Origin of the sequence: Umezawaea tangerina, from assembly GCF_003002815.1 — a bacterium.
Classification (GTDB): Bacteria; Actinomycetota; Actinomycetes; order Mycobacteriales; family Pseudonocardiaceae; genus Umezawaea; species Umezawaea tangerina.
In genome coordinates this window covers 826,346-846,605 of record NZ_PVTF01000001.1, presented here as the reverse complement: position 1 = coordinate 846,605, position 20,260 = coordinate 826,346, and the positions used below count along the sequence as shown (strand labels likewise).

The 20,260-nt window shown below is 71.8% G+C and carries 17 protein-coding genes; 7 read left to right on the top strand and 10 right to left on the bottom strand.

Going from position 1 to position 20,260, the window contains the following annotated elements; translation table 11 throughout:
- The first annotated feature begins 179 nt into the window (after positions 1-179).
- Entirely contained in the window at positions 180-956 is a 777-nt protein-coding gene (locus CLV43_RS04015) for a hypothetical protein (RefSeq protein WP_106185544.1), read from the top strand.
- A gap of 1 nt (position 957) precedes the next feature.
- Here CLV43_RS04015 and CLV43_RS04010 read toward each other — a convergent pair whose 3' ends face one another.
- A complete protein-coding gene (locus CLV43_RS04010; protein ID WP_106185543.1) occupies positions 958-1,329 on the bottom strand; it encodes a VOC family protein in 372 nt (123 codons plus the stop codon).
- A gap of 72 nt (positions 1,330-1,401) precedes the next feature.
- The gene (locus tag CLV43_RS50415; RefSeq protein WP_425445719.1) at positions 1,402-2,196 is read right to left on the bottom strand and encodes a transglycosylase SLT domain-containing protein; all 795 of its coding nucleotides are present in this window, start codon (positions 2,194-2,196) and stop codon (positions 1,402-1,404) included.
- 479 nt (positions 2,197-2,675) lie between these two features.
- Between CLV43_RS50415 and CLV43_RS04000 the strand changes: the two genes are divergently transcribed.
- The gene (locus CLV43_RS04000) at positions 2,676-3,830 is read left to right on the top strand and encodes a metallophosphoesterase (protein ID WP_106185542.1); all 1,155 of its coding nucleotides are present in this window, start codon (positions 2,676-2,678) and stop codon (positions 3,828-3,830) included.
- Here CLV43_RS04000 and CLV43_RS03995 read toward each other — a convergent pair.
- Complete coding sequence (locus tag CLV43_RS03995; protein WP_245886103.1) at positions 3,799-4,488, bottom strand: TetR/AcrR family transcriptional regulator; 690 nt, start codon at positions 4,486-4,488, stop codon at positions 3,799-3,801. The genes CLV43_RS04000 and CLV43_RS03995 overlap by 32 nt on opposite strands.
- Positions 4,489-5,164: 676 nt before the next feature.
- On the opposite strand from CLV43_RS03995, the gene CLV43_RS03990 reads away from it, so the two are divergent.
- The 3 genes from CLV43_RS03990 (at position 5,165) to CLV43_RS03980 (ending at position 6,866) form a co-directional block, all read left to right on the top strand.
- Positions 5,165-5,512, top strand: coding sequence for a helix-turn-helix transcriptional regulator (locus CLV43_RS03990; RefSeq protein ID WP_106185983.1), 348 nt, complete (start codon positions 5,165-5,167; stop codon positions 5,510-5,512).
- A gap of 38 nt (positions 5,513-5,550) precedes the next feature.
- Positions 5,551-5,952, top strand: a complete 402-nt coding sequence (locus CLV43_RS03985; RefSeq protein WP_106185541.1) for a VOC family protein — start codon at positions 5,551-5,553, stop codon at positions 5,950-5,952.
- A gap of 77 nt (positions 5,953-6,029) precedes the next feature.
- Entirely contained in the window at positions 6,030-6,866 is an 837-nt protein-coding gene (locus CLV43_RS03980; protein WP_106185540.1) for an alpha/beta fold hydrolase, read from the top strand.
- On the opposite strand, the gene CLV43_RS03975 is transcribed toward CLV43_RS03980, so the two are convergent.
- Positions 6,851-7,852, bottom strand: coding sequence for a protein kinase family protein (locus CLV43_RS03975; protein WP_106185539.1), 1,002 nt, complete (start codon positions 7,850-7,852; stop codon positions 6,851-6,853). The two genes, CLV43_RS03980 and CLV43_RS03975, sit on opposite strands and share 16 nt — an antisense overlap.
- Positions 7,853-7,869: 17 nt before the next feature.
- Here CLV43_RS03975 and CLV43_RS03970 point away from each other — a divergent pair, with 17 nt between their 5' ends.
- A complete protein-coding gene (locus tag CLV43_RS03970; protein WP_106185538.1) occupies positions 7,870-9,309 on the top strand; it encodes a phenylacetate--CoA ligase family protein in 1,440 nt (479 codons plus the stop codon).
- A 166-nt stretch (positions 9,310-9,475) separates the two neighbouring features.
- Here the strand turns inward: CLV43_RS03970 and CLV43_RS03965 are convergent, their stop codons facing one another.
- From CLV43_RS03965 to CLV43_RS47585, 6 genes are all read right to left on the bottom strand, one after another.
- On the bottom strand, positions 9,476-10,912 hold the full coding sequence (locus CLV43_RS03965) for a DUF1996 domain-containing protein (protein WP_211304210.1): 1,437 nt from the start codon (positions 10,910-10,912) through the stop codon (positions 9,476-9,478).
- 88 nt (positions 10,913-11,000) lie between these two features.
- Positions 11,001-12,845 carry a sigma-70 family RNA polymerase sigma factor gene (locus tag CLV43_RS03960; RefSeq protein WP_106185536.1) on the bottom strand — a complete coding sequence of 615 codons (1,845 nt, stop codon included), beginning with the start codon at positions 12,843-12,845 and terminating at the stop codon, positions 11,001-11,003.
- Positions 12,846-12,960: 115 nt separating this feature from the next.
- The gene (locus CLV43_RS03955) at positions 12,961-13,452 is read right to left on the bottom strand and encodes a methylated-DNA--[protein]-cysteine S-methyltransferase (protein WP_106185535.1); all 492 of its coding nucleotides are present in this window, start codon (positions 13,450-13,452) and stop codon (positions 12,961-12,963) included.
- A 13-nt stretch (positions 13,453-13,465) separates the two neighbouring features.
- Positions 13,466-14,926, bottom strand: a complete 1,461-nt coding sequence (locus CLV43_RS03950; RefSeq protein ID WP_106185534.1) for a DNA-3-methyladenine glycosylase 2 family protein — start codon at positions 14,924-14,926, stop codon at positions 13,466-13,468.
- A 56-nt stretch (positions 14,927-14,982) separates the two neighbouring features.
- Positions 14,983-15,345, bottom strand: coding sequence for an MmcQ/YjbR family DNA-binding protein (locus tag CLV43_RS03945; RefSeq protein ID WP_106185533.1), 363 nt, complete (start codon positions 15,343-15,345; stop codon positions 14,983-14,985).
- Positions 15,346-15,764: 419 nt separating this feature from the next.
- Positions 15,765-15,926, bottom strand: a complete 162-nt coding sequence (locus CLV43_RS47585) for a hypothetical protein (RefSeq protein ID WP_170155677.1) — start codon at positions 15,924-15,926, stop codon at positions 15,765-15,767.
- Between the two features lie 288 nt (positions 15,927-16,214).
- Between CLV43_RS47585 and CLV43_RS03940 the strand changes: the two genes are divergently transcribed.
- Positions 16,215-20,258: an nSTAND1 domain-containing NTPase gene (locus CLV43_RS03940; RefSeq protein ID WP_245886101.1), complete on the top strand. Its 4,044-nt coding sequence runs from the start codon at positions 16,215-16,217 to the stop codon at positions 20,256-20,258.
- Positions 20,259-20,260 lie beyond the last annotated feature (2 nt).

Sequence of the window (20,260 nt, the reverse complement as noted above, 5' to 3'; positions counted from 1 at the left end):
CGATCGTATTTGTATAACGTAACTATGGAAAAACCATCGGTATCCCATCGGTTCGGCGGCGCACGTCGTTACGTTCCGGAATTTCCCGACGTTGACGGTCGAACCGTGACATTCGGGGGTTAACAAGACGGCGGCGAACCGCGACTCAGAATGTGAGGCATCCACCAGGGAGACGAAAAATGACCTATCCACAACCGCAGGCGCCGTATCCGACGCCGCCCGCGCCGCCCGCGAAGACGAAGTTCGGCGCACTCGCCTGGACCGCGCTCATCCTCGGGATCGTGGGCGTGGTCGGATCCCCGATCATCATCCTGAACAACCTCACCGCGGTCGTCGCGGGCGTCGGCATCATCCTCGGTGTGATCGCAGTCTTCGGCAGCAGGAAGGTCCTCGCGATCATCGGCGTCGCCGTGTGCGTCGCGGGGGTGGCGATCACCGTGTCCGTGCAGAAGAAGGCGGTCGAGGAGCTGGACGCCCTGTTCGACGGGACGACCAACCAGGGCCAGGTCAGCAGCAGCGGCACCGACAAGCCGGCCGCCGCCCAGGCGCCCGCCGCGGCGGAGTCGCCCACGTGGGGCAAGCGGTACACGTGGAAGGACGGCTTGGCGGTCGACGTCGCCGCGCCCGTGCCGTGCGAGCCGGGCAAGTACGCGGTGTCGCAGGGTGTCGTCCGCGCGGTGAAGTTCACGATCGTCATCACCAACGGCACGGACAAGCCGTTCGAGACGGCGATGCTGTCCATCGGCGGCGACGCGCAGTTCGACGGCCGGAAAGCCGAAAGCGTTTTCGACTCCAGCGGCGAATGCGGCGGCAGTTTCGAGTCCGGCACGGTGATGCCGGGAAAGACCTACACCTACGACAAGGCCTATTCCGTCGGCGCCCAGCCCGGTGAGATGCAGATCGTGCTGCAACCCGGTTTCTCCTCCGACAAAGCCGTTTTCACCGGCCCGGCGTGAGTCAGACGGTGAAGAGGCAGAACGGGTGGCCGGAGGGGTCCAGGTAGACGCGGACGCCTGCCTGGGGTTGGAAGTCGGCGAGGGTGGCGCCCGCGGCGGTGGCGTGGGCGCCGGCGGTGTCGAGGTCGTCGACGTGGATGTCGAGGTGGACCATCATCTGCTGGTCGCCCGGTCCGGCGGGCCAGGTGGGGCGGGTGTGGTGGGCCTCGAACTGGAACGAGAGGCCGGTGCCGCCGTCGGGCGGGCGCAGGGTGGCCCATTCCGGTTCGTCGGCACCCTGCCGCCAGCCGAGCAGGCGGCGGTAGAAGGCGGTCAGGCCCGGTACGTCGTCGGTGCCCAGGACGACTCCGGCCAGGGTCAGCTTCGGCGTCATGGGGGCAACCTACAACCGGGGCCGGACATGGCGAAGGGCGTGCGGTGGACCGCACGCCCTCGGCCGAGGAGCTCAGTACCCCTGGTAGCCGCCACCGACGTTGATGGACTTGAGGCCGGGGTGGTTCTCGAAGCCGCCGTAGCGGTCGTAGGTGTAGCGGACGCCGGCGATGATGTTGTCCACCGGGTTGAAGATGTCGTAGTGGCCGGGCAGGGCGTGGGCCATGAAGGTGGAGTCGATGGTCTGCATGAGACCCTTCGACGGCGTGCCCTTGGCGGCGTTGGAGTCCCAGTTGTTGACGGCGTTGGGATTGCCGTTCGACTCCTTCTGGATGATCGTGTAGATCTCGTCGACGCTGCTCTCGTCGATCGCGGTGCCGTTGGCCGCCAGGATGGCGATGGCCTCGCGGATCCAGCCCTCGACCTCGCGCTGGTGCGGGGACTTCCCGGCGTCGGCCTTCTCGCGGGCCAGGCGGGCCTCTTCGGCCTTGCGGTTGTTCTCGACGGTGTCCGCCGCGTGCTTCCCGGCCTGCTGGAAGTACCCGATGGCGGGGCGCTTCTCCAGCTGGAGGAGCCTGCCGACCTCGGCGGCCGGGTTGGCGATGTGCACGGTCTTCGAGGACGCGGTCTGCGCGTGGATCCCGGAGGAGCCGGACGAGAAGTCCATGGCGCCGTTCTCGGGGTTCACCGAAGCGGACTTGGTCATCGCGTTCGCGGCGGCGGCGGCTCCGGCGAGCACGCCCGCGGCGACGACGAACGCGGAGACCTTGGTGCCCAACGGGGCCCAGTCGCTCTCCACGCGGTGCGAGGCACGCCGGGGCTTCTTCTTCGCCTCTGCTGCCGCCTGCTGGACAGCGACCGTGTACACGGTGCCGCCAGTGGCCTTTCCATGCCGAGCCAAGGGTGATCCTCCTGCGTCGGGGAGCCCGGTCGAGGACGCCTGGCGGGGGATCCAGGGGGAGCCGCTTCGGGGGCGAACTCCGAGTCCATTCAGTGACCGAACCGTGACCTGCGGCCGGGAACGTAACGTGATGTCACTGCCGAAGGCAACCGGGGGACCACCTATAGGTGACGCTCATCACGTTTACCCCCGGTGCGCTCACAGAGGGTGCCAACTTCCCCGAACGGCCCAAGATCGCTGTTACCTGCGTGTTCTCCGGATCCACGACGAGTAGTACGGAGGGCGGACCACCCCGGTTCACCACCCGCCGGACCACCCCGGTGGACGCCCGCCGGAAGTGGCGGGCAACCACGCCGTCCGACACGCGTCCTGGAACACCCGGCAACGGGCCCCCACGGCGCCGTGAGCGGCCGTGGGAGCGCTTCCGTACCGTTGGCGCCAGGTGGATGTCCTACAACCGGAGGCAGCTGATGCGCCGAGGGCTCGTGCTCGTCCTGGTGTTGGCACTGCTGTTCGGGGTGCCGTGGGCGGCGCTGGTGGCGGTCGGGCCGGACTGGCCGACCGCGGTGGTCGTCGTCGGCACGGTGCTGTTCGCCGTGGCGCTGGTCGGCTTCCCGTTCCTGATGGTGCGGGGGCATGGCCGCCACCACGTGGACTGGGCGTCCAAGATCGCCGACACGACGCTGGGCGCGATCTGGGTGCTGTTCGTCTGGACGCTGATCGGCCACGTGCTGCGGCTCGTGCTGGCGCTGGCGGGTGTGCAGAACCCCGACCGGGCGCGGATCGTGGCCGCGTTCGTCCTGGTGGTCACGGTCGCGCTGCTGGTCTACGGCTACGTCGAGGCCATGCGGGTGCCGCGGGTCAGGACCACGGAGGTGGTGCTCCCCCGGCTGGGCCGCGGGCTCGACGGGCTGCGGGTCGTCGTCATCACCGACACCCACTACGGGCCGTTGGAGCGCACCCGGTGGTCCATCGGGCTCGCCGCGGCGATCAACGAGCTGGACGCCGACGTCGTGTGCCACACCGGCGACCTGGCCGACGGCATGGTCGTGCAGCGGCGCGGGCAGGTCGACCCGCTCGGCACCGTGCGCGCCACCGAGGCGAAGCTCTACATCACCGGCAACCACGAGTACTACAACGAGGCGCAGGGCTGGCTCGACCACATGGAGGGCCTGGGCTGGGACCCGATGCACAACCGGCACCGGGTCGTGGAGCGCGGCGGCGACCGGCTGGTGTTCGCCGGTATCGACGACCCGACCGGGACCGGGTCCACGTTGACCGGGCACGGGCCCGACATCGAGGCCGCGCTGGCGGGCGTCGACCCGGACGACCCGGTCGTGCTGCTGGCGCACCAGCCCAAGCAGGTCCCGGTGGCCGTGCGGGCGGGGGTGGACCTCCAGCTGTCCGGGCACACGCACGGCGGCCAGATCTGGCCGTTCCACTACCTCGTGCGGGTCGACCAGCCCGTGCTGCACGGGCTCAGCTCGCACGGCGAGCGCACCCAGCTCTACACCAGCCGCGGCTCGGGGTTCTGGGGTCCGCCGTTCCGGGTGTTCGCGCCCAGCGAGATCAGCGTCCTGGTGCTGCGCTCAGGCCGATGAGCTGGTGGACGAGCCCGTCCACCAGGCCGTCCACGAACATCCGCCCGGCGGGCGGCAGACCCAGCTCCGCCATGGCCGTCGCGACCGCGTCCGTCGGGTTCGCACACGGCCACAAACCCGCCACCAGCACGAACACCGCACCCGAGAAGTGCCGCACCTTGGCCTCGCCCAGGTCGGGCACCTCGCGGGCGACCAGGTCGGCGAGCCGGTTCGAGTTGTCGACCACGCGCCGCTTGAACACGCGGGCGAACTCGACGGAGATGTTGCGCTCCAGCACGGCCATGGTGTTGCTGATCAGCTCGCACAGCAGGGGCTGGCGGGTCAGCGAGGTCGCGATGGTCGTCGCCACCGCCGTCTCGCGGGCGTAGGCGGTGGTCGGCTCGGGTGCGGCCAGGTCGCGCAGCTCGGCGTCGATGACGTCGAGCCACTCCCGCCAGGTGTGGTCCAGGATCTCCAGGAAGATCGCCTCGCGGCTGTCGAAGTAGCGCAGCACGTTCGACTTCGCCAGGCCGACGCGGTCGCTCAGCTCGCGCAGGCTGATCTCGGCGACCGGGCGTTCGCGCAGCATGGCCGACGCGGTCTCCAGGATCGCCGTCCGCCGCGCCCGGACCTGCTCGGGGCGGCGTGCGCGCTGGAAGTCGTCGTCTGGTGGCGTCACGGGGCGAACCTAGCAACTCGGCGGTGCGGTGATCTCGGGGTGCGGTGATAGGGAACCGGCGGGCTGTTGGGGGTGAGGGCCCTGGGTGGCTGGGGTTGGGTGGGCTGCGCGGGGTGCTGAGGGCCTGGATTCGAGGGTGCGGGTGGGGTGCGACGGCTTCGGGGTCGAGCGCAGGGGTTGAGCGGTGGGTCTGGTGGTGGGGGCGGGCCAGGGTCGGGCTGCTGGTGATCGGCGCGGGGCGGGAGTGGGCGGCGGCTGCTCGGAGGCCTCGGCCCAGGCTGCGCAGGGGTACTCCGGTCGTGAAGGCCCCCCGAATCCGAGGGTACGGACGGGGTACGACAGTTTTCGGGTCCTGGTTCGACGGCCGACGTCGGAGCCGGTTCCAGCGGCTGGCCGCGAGGCTGGTTTTCAGAGCTGGGGGCGGTGGACAGCAGGTGTGCTGTGGCTTGGTCGCGCCCTGGCAGGGGTCCTCCTGTTGTGAGGCCCCCCCGAATCCGAGAGTACGGAGGGGGTACGACAGTTCTCGGAGGGTGAGTTCGGAGGGTGCGCCGGGGCTGGGTGAGCCGGGGTTGGGCGGCAGGTGGGGCGGAAGACGGTGTCGGGTGGGGGTGGCGGGTGGGATGCTGGGGGTGTGGCGTTCGAAGACCTTGCCCACCTGAGGCGGGCGCGGGACCTGATGGATCGGGAGTACGCGCGGCCGTTGGACGTGCCGGTGATGGCGCGGGAGGCGTTGATGTCGCCCGCGCACTTCTCGCGGCAGTTCCGGGCGGCGTACGGGGAGACGCCCTACAACTACCTGATGACCCGGCGGATCGAGCGGGCGAAGGCGTTGTTGCGGCGGGGGGACCTGAGTGTGACCGAGGTGTGCGTGGCGGTGGGGTGCACGTCGCTCGGGTCGTTCAGCGCGCGGTTCAGCGAGCTGGTGGGCGAGTCGCCCAGCGCGTACCGGGCGCGCGACCACCGGGACACGGCGGGGGTGCCCGCGTGCTGGGCGAAGGCCGTCACCCGACCGAGCAGGATCTGAGAAGCGCGGCCGGGGGTTCCGGTCGTAGCGTCGTCGGCATGGATCTCAAGGTTTCGCACACGTTCCTGCAAGTCCACGACCAGGACGAGGCCCTGGTCTTCTACCGCGACGTGCTCGGGCTCGAACTCCGGACCGACACGATGTTCGGCACGTTCCGCTGGCTCTCCGTCGGGCCGCCGAACCAGCCGAACGTGGAGGTGGTGCTGGAGATCGTCGGCATGGCGCGGGCGCCCCAGGACGCGGAGACGATGAAGGAGCTGCTCGCGAAGGGGTCGCTGCCCGGACTCATCTTCACCACCCCGGACCTCGACGGGACGTTCGAGAAGGTCAGGGCGTCGGGGGCGGAGGTCATGCAGGAGCCGATCGACCAGCCCTACGGGGTGCGCGACTGCGCGTTCCGCGACCCGTCCGGCAACCACATCCGGTTCTCCAGCCGCTGAGCCCCCCGGCCGGTGGCGCCCGGCGCCACCGGCCCGAATGCCCTCGAAAACAGGTGCCGGTACGTACGCTCACCCCCATGACCGGCGAAAAACTGCTCCCCGTCAACGGTGTCGAGCTGTGCGTGCAGACCTTCGGCGAGCCGACTGACCCACCGGTGCTGCTCATCGCGGGCTCGGCGAGCCCCATGACGTTCTGGGAAGAGGAGTTCTGCGAACGGCTGACCGGCCGGTTCGTCATCCGCTACGACTCGCGCGACACCGGCCGCTCGGTCACCTACCCGCCCGGCGCGCCGGAGTACGGGTTCACCGACCTCCTCGACGACGCCGTGGGTGTGCTCGACGCGCTGGGCGTCGAGTCCGCGCACGTCGTGGGCATCTCGATGGGCGGCGGGATCGCGCAGCTCATGGCGCTGGAGCACCCCGAGCGGGTGACCACGCTGACGTTGATCGCGACCAGCCCCAGCGGGCCGGGCGCGGACGACCTGCCGCCGGTCTCGGAGGGGGCGGTCGCCTTCTTCACCGGCCTGACCGAGCCCGACTGGTCGGACCGGACGTCCGTCGTCGACCACGTGGTCGGCGTGCTGCGCTGGTTCTCCCTCGGCGAGTTCGACGAGCAGGCCGCGCGGGCCGGTGTCGAGCGGGACTTCGACCGGACGTCGAGCTTCCGCTCGTCGAGCAACCACCAGATGGTCACCGGCGGCGAGCCGTGGCGGGAGCGGCTGGACGAGGTGCGCGCCCCCACGCTGGTGCTGCACGGCACCGAGGACCCGCTGTTCGACCTCGCGCACGCCCACGCGCTGGTCGCCGAGATCCCGGACGCCACGCTGGTCACGCTGCCGGGTGTCGGCCACGAGCTGCCCCGCTCGTCCTGGGACGTCGTGGTGCCCGCGATCCTGGGTCACTCCAAGACCTGAACGACCCCGCGCGGTGGCCCGGCCGCCTCGGGCCACCGCGCGGTCATCCGCTCCCGCAGGGCGGCCGCGAGCGCGCTGGTCGCGGCGAGCTCCGGCTCGGTGATCCGGGCGACCACGCCGAGCCGGTGCGCGAACCGCTGCCGCGCGCCGACGTACCCCCACTTCCAGTCCTCGACGAGCAGTCGGCCGAGGTGGTCGCGGCCGTCCCGGTGGGCGCGCTCGACCAGGGCGTCGCCGCGCAGCAGCCAGCCGACGCAGTGGTCGGCGACCGTGCCGGGCTGGTCGGGGCACAAGGCCCGGTAGGCCGCCTCCGCCTCCGCCAGCGCGGCTTCCGGCACCACGGCGGTGTCCCAGCACGTCGGGAAGCCGATCCGCAGGTAGGCCAGCTCGGTCAGCCCGTTGCCCAACGCGGCGTGCTCGAAGTCGAGGAACCACGCCCGCCCGTCGACCGGGATCGCGTTGCCGACGCACGGGTCGCCGTGGACCAGCTGGTGACCGCCGGACAGCCGCTCCGGCAGCGGGTCCAGCTCGTCGTCGGGCGCGGTCAGCCCGAACTCGGCGCACAACCGGCGGAACGCCGCCAGGTCCGCGGCCGTCGGCACGTCCGCCGCGGGCAGCACCCCGGCGTCCTCGGCCGTCGTGACCCGGTGCAGCCGCGCCAACCCCTCGGCGTAGGTCACCCAGCTGGGCGACACCCGGTGCCGGACGGGCACCCGTTCCAGCACCATGATCCGCTCGTCCGGCTGCACGCCGAGCAGGCGCGGCGCCAACTGGGGGTCGGCCCGCGCGGCGAGCCGCAGGGCGGTCACCTCGCGCTCGTACCGCTCCCCCGCGTCCGGGCCGCCGACGGCCTGCTTGACCACGGCGGGCGTGCCGTCGAACTCCGCCGACCACACCCGCGACCGCGGGCTGCTCCTGATCCCCCGAACCTTGCGCTGCCTGCCGAGCACCTCGTCGTCGATGGGGATCCTCCGCCACGGGTTCATCACCCTAGGGTGGCCGAATGGATACCGATCGCGGGGCGAAGGTGGTCGAGGGGTTCGGGGCGTTCTTCGCGGGCACCCGAGCCGAGGAGTCCGTGCTGGAGCTGTTCCACCGGGTGGCCACGACCGTGCCCGCCTACCGGAAGTTCCTGGCGGAGCACGGGATCGACCCGGCGTCCATCGTCACGATGGACGACTTCCGGACGTTGCCGCTGACCGACAAGGCCGGCTACCACCAGCGCTACCCGCTGCCGGAGCTGTGCCGCGACGGGCGGCTGGACGGGTGCGACATGATCGCCGTGTCCTCGGGGTCGAGCGGGAGCCCGACGGTGTGGCCGCGGTCGCTGACCGACGAGCTGGAGATCGCCCGCCGGTTCGAGCAGGTGTTCCGGGACGGGTTCCGCGCCCACGAGCGCAGCACCCTCGCGGTGGTCTGCTTCCCGCTCGGCACGTGGGTAGGCGGGCTGTTCACCACGGCGTGCGTGCGGCACCTGGCGGCGAAGGGCTACCCGATCACGGTCGTCGCCCCTGGCAACAACAAGGCCGAGATCCTGCGGGTCGTGCCGGAGCTGGCCGACCACTTCGACCAAGTGGTGCTGCTGGGCTACCCGCCGTTCGTCAAGGACGTGGTCGACACCGGGATGGCGCAGGGCCTGGACTGGTCGCGGCACGCGGTCAAGCTGGTGCTGGCCGGTGAGGTGTTCAGCGAGTCGTGGCGCGACCTGGTCGGGCGGCGGGCCGGGATGGCCGACCCGGTGCGGGACTCCGCGTCGCTCTACGGCACGGCGGACGCGGGCGTGCTCGGCAACGAGACGCCGCTGTCGGTGTCGATCCGCCGGTTCCTGGCCGCGCGGCCGATCCTGGCCAAGGAGCTGTTCGGCGACTCGCGGCTGCCGACGCTGGTCCAGTACGACCCCACCAGCCGGTTCTTCGAGGCGCGGGGCGGGACCCTGCTGTTCTCCGGCGACAACGGCGTGCCGCTGATCCGGTACCACATCGCCGACAACGGGGGCGTCCTCACCTCCGCCGAGATGCTGGAGTTCTGCGCCCGCCACGACTTCCACCCGGAGGTCGACAACGACCTGCCGTTCGTCTACGTGTTCGGCCGGTCGCTGTTCACCGTGTCGTTCTTCGGCGCCAACGTGTACCCGGAGAACGTGACGGTCGGCCTGGAGCAGCCGGGGATCAGCGACTGGGTGACGGGGAAGTTCGTGCTGGAGACGGTGTCCGACGCCGACGAGGACACCCGGCTGCGGGTCACCGTGGAGCTGGCTCCGGGCCGGACCGGGGACGAGGGCGTGATCGCCATCGCCATCCGCGACCAGCTGCTGCGGCTCAACAGCGAGTTCGCGAACTACGTGCCCGCCGAACGGCGGCTGCCCGAGGTGGTCCTCAAGCCCGCCGGGGACCCGACGCACTTCCCGGTCGGCGTGAAGCACCGGTACACGCGGCCGTCGTAGCACCCGGACGGACAAGGGGGCGAGGACCGCGGGCGGGGGCTCGGCGAAAGCCACACCCGCCCGCGGTCCACCGCCGCGGAGCACCCGGCAGGGTCGGGAGCTCCGCGCGGTCGCGCTCGACGTCAGCGCCTGGTCTGAGCGGAAGCGTTGCTGGGCAACGACTTCGTCACGGGTTCCCGTCGTGGCCGCACTTGACGACCTGGTTGATGCAGTCGCGCACCCGGCGTTCCATCTCCGCCGCGGGCCAGCCGTTCATGAAGTCCATGTGGTAGGTGTAGCCGGGACCGGACGACAGCTTGATCCGCGAGGCGTCCACACCGGACACCGGGAAGCTCACGACCTGGCGGATCTTGGGGATCGGCACCGGGTGCGTGGCCGGGCAGTCGCCGCCGACCGGGTAGGCCACGTGCGACCGGTGGTCGGCGGAGTCGAGGTTCTTGCCGTCCCAGCACTGCGGGAAGTCCAGGTAGGACTGGAGCTTCGAGCCCGCGGGGCAGCTCGGGAAGTCGTGCGACGGCGGCACGTTCGCGCCGTTGCAGTCCCAGCGGGTCACGGTGCCCTCCGGGCTGCTGGCCTTGGCGTTGCCCGCGATCATCCGCAGACCGACCGGGATGGGCTGGATGCGCGCGGTCACGTCGTCGCGCACGCCCTCGCCGAGGTAGTAGAACGTCGAGGTCGGCGGGTCGACCGGCTGGCCGTCGACCAGCAGGGTGGGCGTCCAGTAGGCGGTCTTGTCCTCGACGGGGTCGCACTTGGTGTCGGCCGACATCAGCGTGTCGGTGTCGGAGTGCGCGTCGGTCGAGGTGTTGCCGAAGAACGTGTGCAGGTGCGAGGCGCCCGCGAGCTTCGGGAAGACGATCGGGTCGTCGGGCAGCCGGTGGCTGAACCCGCACTCCGCGACGAACTCCGCCACGCGCACGGCGCCCGGTGGGATCGGCTTGCGGCTGGTGCTCGTCGGCTGGGCGGTGGAACTGCCCTGCGTCGGCTCCGCGCCCGTCGTCGTGGTCGTCGTCGGCGAGGCGAACGAGGTCTGCGACGTCGGCGACCCGGTTCCGTCGGACGGCGTGGTCGGGCCGGTCGCCGCGCCCGCCTTGCCGAACACCTGGAGCTCCCACAGGGACACGCCGTACTGGGTGGAGCGCTTGGTGGCGTCGAGCCGCAGGTAGCGGCCGGACCCGCTGACGTCGAGGGTCTGCACCCCGCCCTTGCCGCCGGTGACGGTGGAGATCGTGGTCCACGTCCTGGCGTCAGCGGAGGTCCGGACGGTGAAGTCCTCGGCGGACGCGCGTTCCCAGTTCAGCACGACCTTCGAGACCGTCGCGTCCGAGCCGAGGTCGACCTGGATCCACTGCGGGTCCTGGAAGGCGCTGGACCAGCGGCTGCCGGTGTCGCCGTCCACCGCGCGGTCGGCCGCGAAGACGACGCCCTCGACCGAGGACGCGGTCGCCGGCCTGCCCTGGGACAGCAGGTCAGGCGGCGGTGCCGAGGTCGCGGCGAAGATCGCGTTCACGGTCACCGCGGAGCCCGCGACCAGGACGGCCGAGAGCACCGCGATGCGGCCGCGCCACCGCTTGAACGCCGACGGGGGCATCACATGGGTCATGGCTGTGTCCTTTCGACGGCACCGGGGGATGTGCCGGGGGACGTTCTCGGGCAGGGGAAAGGGAGTCGAGGAGCGGGACGGGCAGGGCTCAGCCCGCGTCGCGGTACGCCTCGCCCGCCTGGTTCGGGATGCCGCCGGGCGCGTAGAGACCGGTGCCGGGCTTCTCGGCGGGGAGCGCGAACCAGGCGTAGCGCTCCACGTACGGGAGGCCTTCCAGCATCGCCGCGGACCCGCGGGCGAACGCCGCCAGCTCGGCCTGGCTCGGGTAGCGCGGGGTGCCGCCGGAGAAGTCGATGAGCGAGTACTCGGTCACCCACACCGGTTTGCCGTACCGGGCGTGGACGGCCTCGACGTAGTTCTTGAGGTGGCCGACGGCCGCGGCGCTGAAGTCCGAGCCGTACCAGTGGATCGGGATGAAGTCGACGCGCAGTCCGCGCTGGGCCGCGCCGGTCATGAACCGGTCGAGCCAGCCGCCTTCCTTGTCACCGCTGTGCCCGACGCTGGGCGAGCCCAGCCGCAGCCCGGTGGCCTGGAGCCTGGGCCACAGGTCGAGCGCGCGCTCCGGGGTCATGTTGGCCTGGTCGGGGAAGTCGGGCTCGTTGAACCCGAGCAGCACCTTGCCGTTGGCCTTCGCCTTGTCCAGGTTGGCCTGGTCCATGGACTTCTCGCCCCAGATCATCGGGACGAACTCGACGTCCGGCGGCGCCGCGATCCCCTCGGGGGTGGACGCCCAGTTGTAGTACCAGCCCGCGCGCACGTCGCCGAGCGCCTTGGTCACACCGTCGAAGTTCCACGTGCTGACGCCCTTCTTCGCCGACGCCACCACGGGGGCGGCCGGGGGCGGCGGGGCGGGCGCGACGGTGGTGGTGGTCGTGGTCGGCGGCACCGACGACGAGCTGGACACGGGCGAGGGCGCGAGCTCGGCGGGCAGGATGCTCGTCGGCGCGGAGCTGGAGGTGACCGGCACGGCCTGCGCCACCGGTTCCTCCGACGGCAGCACGACGGTGACGGCCACCCCGGCCGCGAGCACGGCAGCGGCGGCGGCCGCGATCGGCTTGACCAGCGCGCCCTGCATGAACAGCGCGAACTTGCCCGCGGTGACCGGGGCCATGGCGGTCTGCGACAGCGCGGCGTGCGTGCCGACCGCGCCCAGCGGCTGCCACAGCCCGAGGGCGGCGGGCAGCGGGACGAGCGGCAGCCGGGCGATCAGGCCCTCGACGGCGGCGAGGTCCGTGGTGACGCGCTCGCACCGGGCGCAGCTCCGGGTGTGCCGGGCGATCCGCTTGCGCCACAGCGCGCTCGGGTCGCCGTCCCAGTCGGCCACGACCTCGGCCAGCTCCGGGCAACGCGGGGTCTTCTCCAGCGAGCGCACGACGATCCGGGCCGCGTCGAGCTGGCCCTTGACCCGCTGCACCCGCACGGCGGTGTGCTGAGGGGTGAGGTCCAGCGCCTCGGCCACCTCGGTGCGGGTCAGCCGTCCGGCCGCCTCCAGCCACCACAGCGACAGCAGCTCGCGCTCGTCCTCGCTGAGCCACCTGGTCGCCGCTACGACCTCGCGGCGCTGCCCGGACAGCTGCAGCCGCATGATCGTCAGGTCGACGAAGTCGGCGCCGGGGTCGGCCAGGTCCTCGGGGATCTCCCCGGAGACCGGCACCCGCTGGTGGGCGCGGTGGCGTTCGCGGATCTGGTTCATCGCGATCACCACGAGCCACGACCGGAACCCGGCCGGGTCGCGCAGCGACGACAGCCCGTTCACCGCGCGCAGCATCGTCTCCTGGACGACGTCGTCGGTGTCGGCGTGACCGCCCAGCGCGTGCCCGACGATGTTGTAGACCAGGGGCAGGTACCCGGCGACCAGCTCGTCCAGAGCGCGCTGGTCACCGTCGCGCGCGGCCGTCACCGTCGCGACGCCGGGTTCCACGGGTACCGCCATGCCCACCTCACTCGCCGGGTTCCAGGTCCTCTGACCAGGAGATGTCCCTGGCGGTCGGGGATAACGGGAAAATCCGGCCGACTTTTTCCGAGGTGCCCGATGACCGGCGCGTGGATCAGAACAGGGTCGCTCCGCCGATCTTCTTCTCGAACGCCAGCAGGTGCCGCTTGCGCTCGAGGCCGCCACCGTAACCCGTGAGGTCGCCGGTGGACCCCACGACCCGGTGGCAGGGGACGATGACGCTGATCGGGTTCTTGCCGTTGGCCAGGCCCACGGCGCGGGAGGCGGAGGGGTTGCCCAGCCGTCCGGCCAGCTCGCCGTAGGAGACGGTCTCGCCGTAGGGGATCTTGGTCAGCTCGTTCCAGACGGTGAGCTGGAACGGGGTGCCGCGCATGGCCAGCGGCAGGTCGAAGTCGGTGCGGTCGCCGGAGAAGTACTCGCCGAGCTGCTCGACCACGGCCGGGAACGGGGTGTGGTCGGGGTGGCCGAAGGTCTCCTGCGCGGGGCGGTGGCGCTGCTCCACCATGTACAGACCGGTCAGTCCGTCGTCGACGGCCACCAGGGTGAGCAGGCCGATGGGACTGTCGATCGTGGTGTGCACGGGCATGGGGTTTCCTCGGTCAGACGGGCATGCGGTTGACGGCGTGGTCGCCGGTGGCCCAGAGGTGCTGGACGGCGTAGGCGCGCCAGGGCGACCACTGGGCGGCGTGGCGGACGAGCTCCGCGGGCTTGGTGGGCAGGCCCAGGTTCTCGGCGGCGAAGCGGACGCCGAGGTCGGTGGCCACGAACGCGTCGGGGTCGCCGAGGGCGCGCATGGCGATGGTCTCCACGGTCCACGGGCCGATGCCCGGCAGGGCGGCCAGCTGGGCCCTGGCGCGTTGCCAGTCGCCGCCGATGCTCAGCCCCAGGTCCGGCAGCGCCGCGACGAGGGTCGTGACGGTGGCCCGCCGGGTGCGCGGCATCGCCAGCGCCTCGGGGTCCAGGTCGGCCAGGGCCCCGGTGGTCGGGAAGAGGTGCGTGAGGCCGCCGTCGCGGTCCTCGACGGGCTCGCCGTGCGCCACGACCAGGCGGGCCGCGTGGGTGCGGGCCGCGGCGGTCGACACCTGCTGGCCGAGCACCGCGCGGAGGGCGAGCTCCTCCGGGTCGGTGGTGCGCGGCACCCGGCGGCCGGGGTCCTTGAGCACCAGCGGCGCCAGCACCGGGTCGGATGCCAGCTGGTCGTCCACTGCCACCGGGTCGGCGTCCAGGTCCAGCAGCCAGCGGCAGCGGTTGATGGCGGTGGTGAGGTCGCGCAGGTCGGTGAGCGCCAGCTTGCACTCGACGTGCTCCGGGCCCGGCCGCAGGGACGCGATGCCGTGGCCGTGGGGCAGGCGCAGCGTGCGCCGGTAGGCACCGTCGCGCCACTCCTCCACACCGGGCACGCCGGTGGCGACGAGGTGGCCGAACAGGTTGTCGGGGCACAGCGGGCGGCGGAACGGCAGGCGCAGGGAGATCACGCCCGGCGTCTGCGTGCCGGGGCCCTTGGCGCGGGAGCGCAGCTCGCTCGGCGTCAGGGCGAACACCTCGCGCACGGTCTCGTTGAACGTCCGCACGCTGGCGAAGCCGGAGGCGTGGGCCAGGTCGCCCATCGGCAGGGTGGTGGTCTCGATGAGCAGCCGCGCGGTCTGCGCCCGCTGGGCCTTCGCCAGTGCGAGCGGGCCCGCGCCCAGCTCGGCGAGCAGCTGCCGTTCGATCTGCCGCACGCTGTAGCCGAGCCGGGAGGCCAGGCCCGGCACGCCCTCGCGGTCGACCAGCCCGTCGGCGATCAGCCGCATGGCGCGGGCGACCAGGTCGGCGCGCTCGTTCCACAGCGGCGACCCCGGCGACGCGTCGGGTCGACAGCGCTTGCAGGCGCGGAAACCCGCCTGCTGCGCCGAGGCCGCGCTGGGGTGGAACACCATGTTCTCGACCTTGGGCGGTACCACGGGACAGCTCGGCCTGCAGTAGATCCCGGTGGTGAGCACGGCCGTGAAGAACCAGCCGTCGAAGCGCTCGTCCTTGGACTGGACTGCTCGGACGCAACGCTCCACATCGGTGTGCATGCGACCAGTCTGCGTGACCGCGACGCACGAGGCTCGCGGAAAAGCGACATGACGCTTCAGGGGACGACGTCCGGCAACCGCGACTCCAGGTAGGCCTTGCCGACCTTCTTCGGCACCACCATGAGCCACGCGTCCACGACCAGCTCGGTCAGCTCCCGCACCGACAGCGCGTCCATCCGGGCGTGCACCCAGTGGAAGCGCAGGTCGGACTCGCGGGGCAGCGAGAACTTGTCGGGCTCACCCGCGACCAGGGCGTCGCGCTCCTCCTTGGGGAAGCCGAAGCCCAGGGTCAGCTCGTCGGGCGAGAGCGCCGCGTAGACGATCGCGCCGACCCGGAACTTGGGCCGGTCGCGCACCAGGTGCTCGGAGCTGCGCGGCAGGGTCCGCGCGAGCCGTCGTAGGTCTTCTCCTGTCGCCACAACGCCATTGTCACCCGCGGGCGTGCCCGACCGCCCACGAGATCGCCTTGTCCGCCACCTCTTCCCAACAGGACGTCCTGTTTCTCGCGGCACGGTGGTAACCCGCCCCGGCCGCGTTCCGGCGCTGCTTCCACCGCCGGGCACCCGGACACCGCGCACCCGTCCGCGAAGTCGTCGGAGAACACCGGAAGGGGTTCATAAACGCTGTTACTGAACTCGTTGCGAGCATTGGACATCCGAGTCCGGAACGGGCACAGCGGGCGGCTGTCGTGCTTCGCGACGGCACCGCGGTCCACGGATATCCGGACTACCCGAAAGCGACGGCGAAGGACGGGCCCGCGCCGTTATCGCGAACAGGTGGTGACATGCCGAAGCCGCCACGGGAATCCGCGGCGGCTTCGGCGGTACAGCTCCGGCGTTCACTCCGCGGCGACCAGCCGGACGAGGCTCCCCAGCGGGATCTCGACCCGACCCAGCGTCTGCAGATCGAGGACCAGCCGGAGCACCGGGCACACCCCGTCACCGACGGCGGTTGGTAGGACCGCCGCCGGGACGGGTGGCCTGCGGTCAGGTCGCCGCACCGGTCCAACGACCGGGTCGCGACCACTGAGAAGACCCCCAGGACCTCTCAGCGGCGAACGCCCCGCGGTATTCGTCAGTCGACTGTGAAACCACTGGAATCAGGTCTCCTTCGCACTACCGACAGGTGAGCGGAACGTCGTGGAGCAGCTTGACAGGGGAAGTCGTTAGGGTGGACCGCGCAGACTTATGACGGCCGACAAAAGACCTGATCACACGCTCCTATCGGGTTTTCCGGTCCGGATCCACAACGGATGGCAGGCCAGCGGATGAGCAGTTCCGGTCCGGGTATGGGACCGCGCGGGGTGTTCGCCGAGAGGTTCGCCCTGCTCTACGCGGAGGCGGGCGACCCCCCGCTGAAGAAGGTCACCGAGTCGGTGACGCGGGCTCGGCGCACCGACGAGCGCGACCGCCCGGTGCGCGCGACCGCGCAGCGGGTCAGCGACTGGCGCCGTGGTCGCAACGTGCCCGCGCGCTTCGCGGCGCTGTCGGTGGTGCTCGAGATCCTCATCGGCGAGGCCCGCAAGGCGCACCCGCAGCCGGTCGTCCCCGACCTCTACGACCTGGCCGCGTGGCGGGCGCTGTGGGAGGAGGCGCAGGCGAGTCCGGCGGCCGGCGGTGAATCCTCCGAAGAGGATTCCCCCATTGGCGAGTCGGGCCTTTGTCCTTATCGCGGACTGGCCGCATTCCGCCCCGAGGATTCGGGGTGGTTCTTCGGTCGGGAACGCAGTACCGCCGCATTGGTGAACCGACTCGGAAACGCGGTCGACACCAGTGGGATCGTCATGCTGGTCGGCGCTTCCGGTGCCGGGAAATCCTCTCTGGTGCGCGCCGGAATGATTCCTTCCATCGCACGGGGCGAACTCGGCGTCGAGGGTTCCGCGCAATGGCCGGTCGTGCTGATGACGCCGGGCGCGGACCCGCTCAAGGAGCTCGCGCACCAGGTGCCCGAGCTCGCCGACGCGCTCGACCTGGCGCTCGGCCTGGACGGGATGGACCACGACCTGCTCGCGGGCGGCCAGAGCGCGGAGGCGTTCATCGGCCAGACGCTGATGGGCGTCATGCGGTTCTCCACCCAGATCCGGGCGTCGTTCTCGGCGTACGCGGCGCGGCACGGCGCGGACCGGCTCGTGCTGGTCGTGGACCAGTTCGAGGAGGCGTTCACGCTCGGCGGCGACGAGGCGCGGCTCCAGGTGTTCGTGCAGGCCCTGCACGCCGCGTGCACCCCGTCGCTGCCCGGCGGCACGCCGCCGGTGCTGGTGGTGCTGGGTGTGCGCGCCGACTTCTACGGCCGCTGCCTGGCCTACCCGGAGCTGGCCGACGCGCTGCAGGACCGGCAGATGGTGCTCGGGCCGATGACGTCGGCGGAGCTGCGCGAGGCGGTGTCCCGGCCCGCGAAGGCCGCGGGCCTGCAGCTCGAGCCCGGCCTGATCGAGCTGATGCTGCGCGACCTCGGCGTGCGCAGCGGCAGGCCGCAGGGCAGGCAGGGCGCCTACGACGCGGGCGCGCTGCCGCTGCTGTCGCACGCGCTGCTCGCGACCTGGCAGCGCAGGCAGGCAGGCAAGCTCACGATCACCGGCTACCGCGGCGCGGGCGGCATCCAGGGCGCCGTCGCGGCGACGGCCGAACGGGCGTGGGCCGACCTCGACCCGGCCGCCCAGCGGGCCGCGCGCTCGTTGCTGCTGCGCCTGGTCCGGGTCGGCGACGACACCCAGGACACCCGCAGGCGGTCCACCCGGCACGAGCTGGTGGAGCAGGCGGCCAACCGGTCGGCGGCCGAGGAGGCGCTGGAGGTGCTGGCCAGGGCCCGGCTCGTGACGCTCGACGCGGGCTCGGTCGAGATCACCCACGAGGCGCTGCTGCAGGCGTGGCCCCGGCTGCGGACCTGGGTCGACCAGGACCGCGAGGGCACGTTGCTGCGGCAGCGGCTGGAGGAGGACGCGGCCACCTGGGCGGCGCAGGAGCGCGACTCGTCGCTGCTCTACCGCGGCGCCCGGCTGGAGACGGCCCGGCAGTGGGCCGACGGCGCCGGACCCGGCTCGCTGACCGCCGCGGCGGACGACTTCCTCGCCGTGTCGAGCCAGCAGCGCACCCGGTCGACGTGGATCCGGCGGGCCGCCGTCGCCTCGGTGGTGGTGCTCGCCCTCATCGCGGGCACGGCCGCCGTGCTCGCCGTGCGGGAACGCGACGAGGCCGTGTTCCGCGGTGTCGTGGCGGAGGCGAACCGGCTCCAGGAGAGCGACCCGTCGCTGTCCGCGCAGCTCGACCTGGTCGCGCACCGGATGCGGCCCGACGACCAGGACGTCTACACCCGGCTCGTGTCGACCGAGACGTCCCCGCTGGCCATGCCGATGACCGGGCACACCGGCGCGGTGTACCTGACGACGTTCAGCCCGGACGGCAAGACTCTGGCCACCGCCAGCTACGACAACACCGTGCGGCTGTGGGACGTGACCGACCGCTCGAACCCCAAGCCGCTGGGCGAACCGCTGCTCGGGCACAAGAGCTGGGTCAGCTCCGCGGTGTTCAGCCCGGACGGCCGGACGCTGGCCACCGCGGGCGACGACAAGACCGTGATCCTCTGGGACGTCGGCGACATCGGCCACCCCCGGCGGCTCGGCGACCCGCTGGAGGGCGACAACGGCACGATCTACCTGCTGGCGTTCAGCCCGGACGGCCGGATGCTCGCCACCGCGAACGAGGACCACACCTCGCGGCTGTGGGACGTGACCGATCCGGCGGCCGCGAAACCGCTCGGCGACCCGCTGGGCGGGCACACCGCGGCGGTCAGGTCCATCGCCTTCGACCGCACCGGCAAGCTCTTCGCGGTCGGCGGCGACGACCACACCGTCGTGCTGTGGAACCTCGCCGACCCGCTCGCGCCGGTCCCGCTCGGCCAACCGCTGGACGGTCACGACAGCACCATCCACTCGGTCGCGTTCAGCCCGGACGGGCGCACGCTGGCCACCGGCAGCGACGACAAGACCATCCGGCTGTGGAACGTGACCGACCCGGCGGCCGCCGTGCCGCTGGGCCGTCCGCTCACCGACCACAAGGGCGCCGTCTGGTCGGTGGCGTTCAGCCCGGACGGGCGCCTGCTCGCCACCGGCAGCGCGGACAGCACCGCCCGGCTGTGGAACGTCACCGACCCGGCGCGCCCCCAAGCGCTCGGCAGCCCGCTGGCGGGCCGCAACAGCACGGTGTTCGCCGTCGGGTTCAGCCCGGACGGGCGCAGCCTCGCCACCGGCAGCGCGGACCAGACCGTCCGGCTGTGGTCGCTGCCGTCGTCGGTGCTGGTCGGCCACAGCGGGCAGACGTCGTCACCGGTCTACGGCGACGACGGCAAGCTGCTGATCACCGCGGGCGACGACCGCACGATCCGGCTGTGGAACCTGTCCGACCCGAACGACCCGCAACCGCTGGGACCACCGGTCCTCGCGCACGCGTCGGGGGTCTCGATGCTCGCGCTCAGCCCGGACGGCCGGACGCTGGCCTCCGCCAGCGAGGACAAGACCGTGCGGCTGTGGGACATCGGCGACCGGACCAAGCCGCGGCCGATCGGCGTCCCGCTGGTGCTGCAGACCAGGTACATGGCGCGCGTCGCGTTCAGCCCGGACGGGACCAAGCTGATCACCGGGCAGACCGACAAGTCGTTGCGGCTGTGGGACATCACCACCCCCTCCCAACCGAAACCGCTGGGGGAACCGCTCGCGGGCCCGGACGGGTACATCGAGTTCGCCGAGTTCACCCCCGACGGCCGGACCGTCGTGGTGGCCAGCGCGGACAAGACCATCCGGCTCTACGACGTGGGCGATCCCGCCGCCGCCCACCAGATCGGCCAGGCGGTCCTCGGCCACAGCGCCCCCATCAGCGGCGGCGCGATGACCCCCGACGGCCGCACGCTCGCCACGACGAGCGACGACAAGACCATCCGGCTGTGGGACATCAGCGACCGCAACACCATCCGGCAGGTCGGCCCGTCGCTCACCGGGCACGTCGAGTCGCCGGTGGACGCGACGTTCAGCCCGGACGGCAAGCGCCTCGCGACCGCCAGCGACGACAAGACGGTCCGGCTGTGGGACGTGCACGACGTCACCAAGCCGACCGCGATCGGGCAGGCCCTGTCCGGGCACGACGCCAGCGTCACCGGGATCGCGTTCAGCCCCGACGGGCGCAGCCTGACGTCCAGCAGCTTCGACGCCACGATCCGGCTGTGGGACCTGGACGAGGAGCACGCGATCAACCGGATCTGCACCAGCACCAAGGGGGTGCTCACCGAGGACCAGTGGCAGCGGCACCTGCCGCAGCTCAGCTACGACCCGCCCTGCGCCTAGGG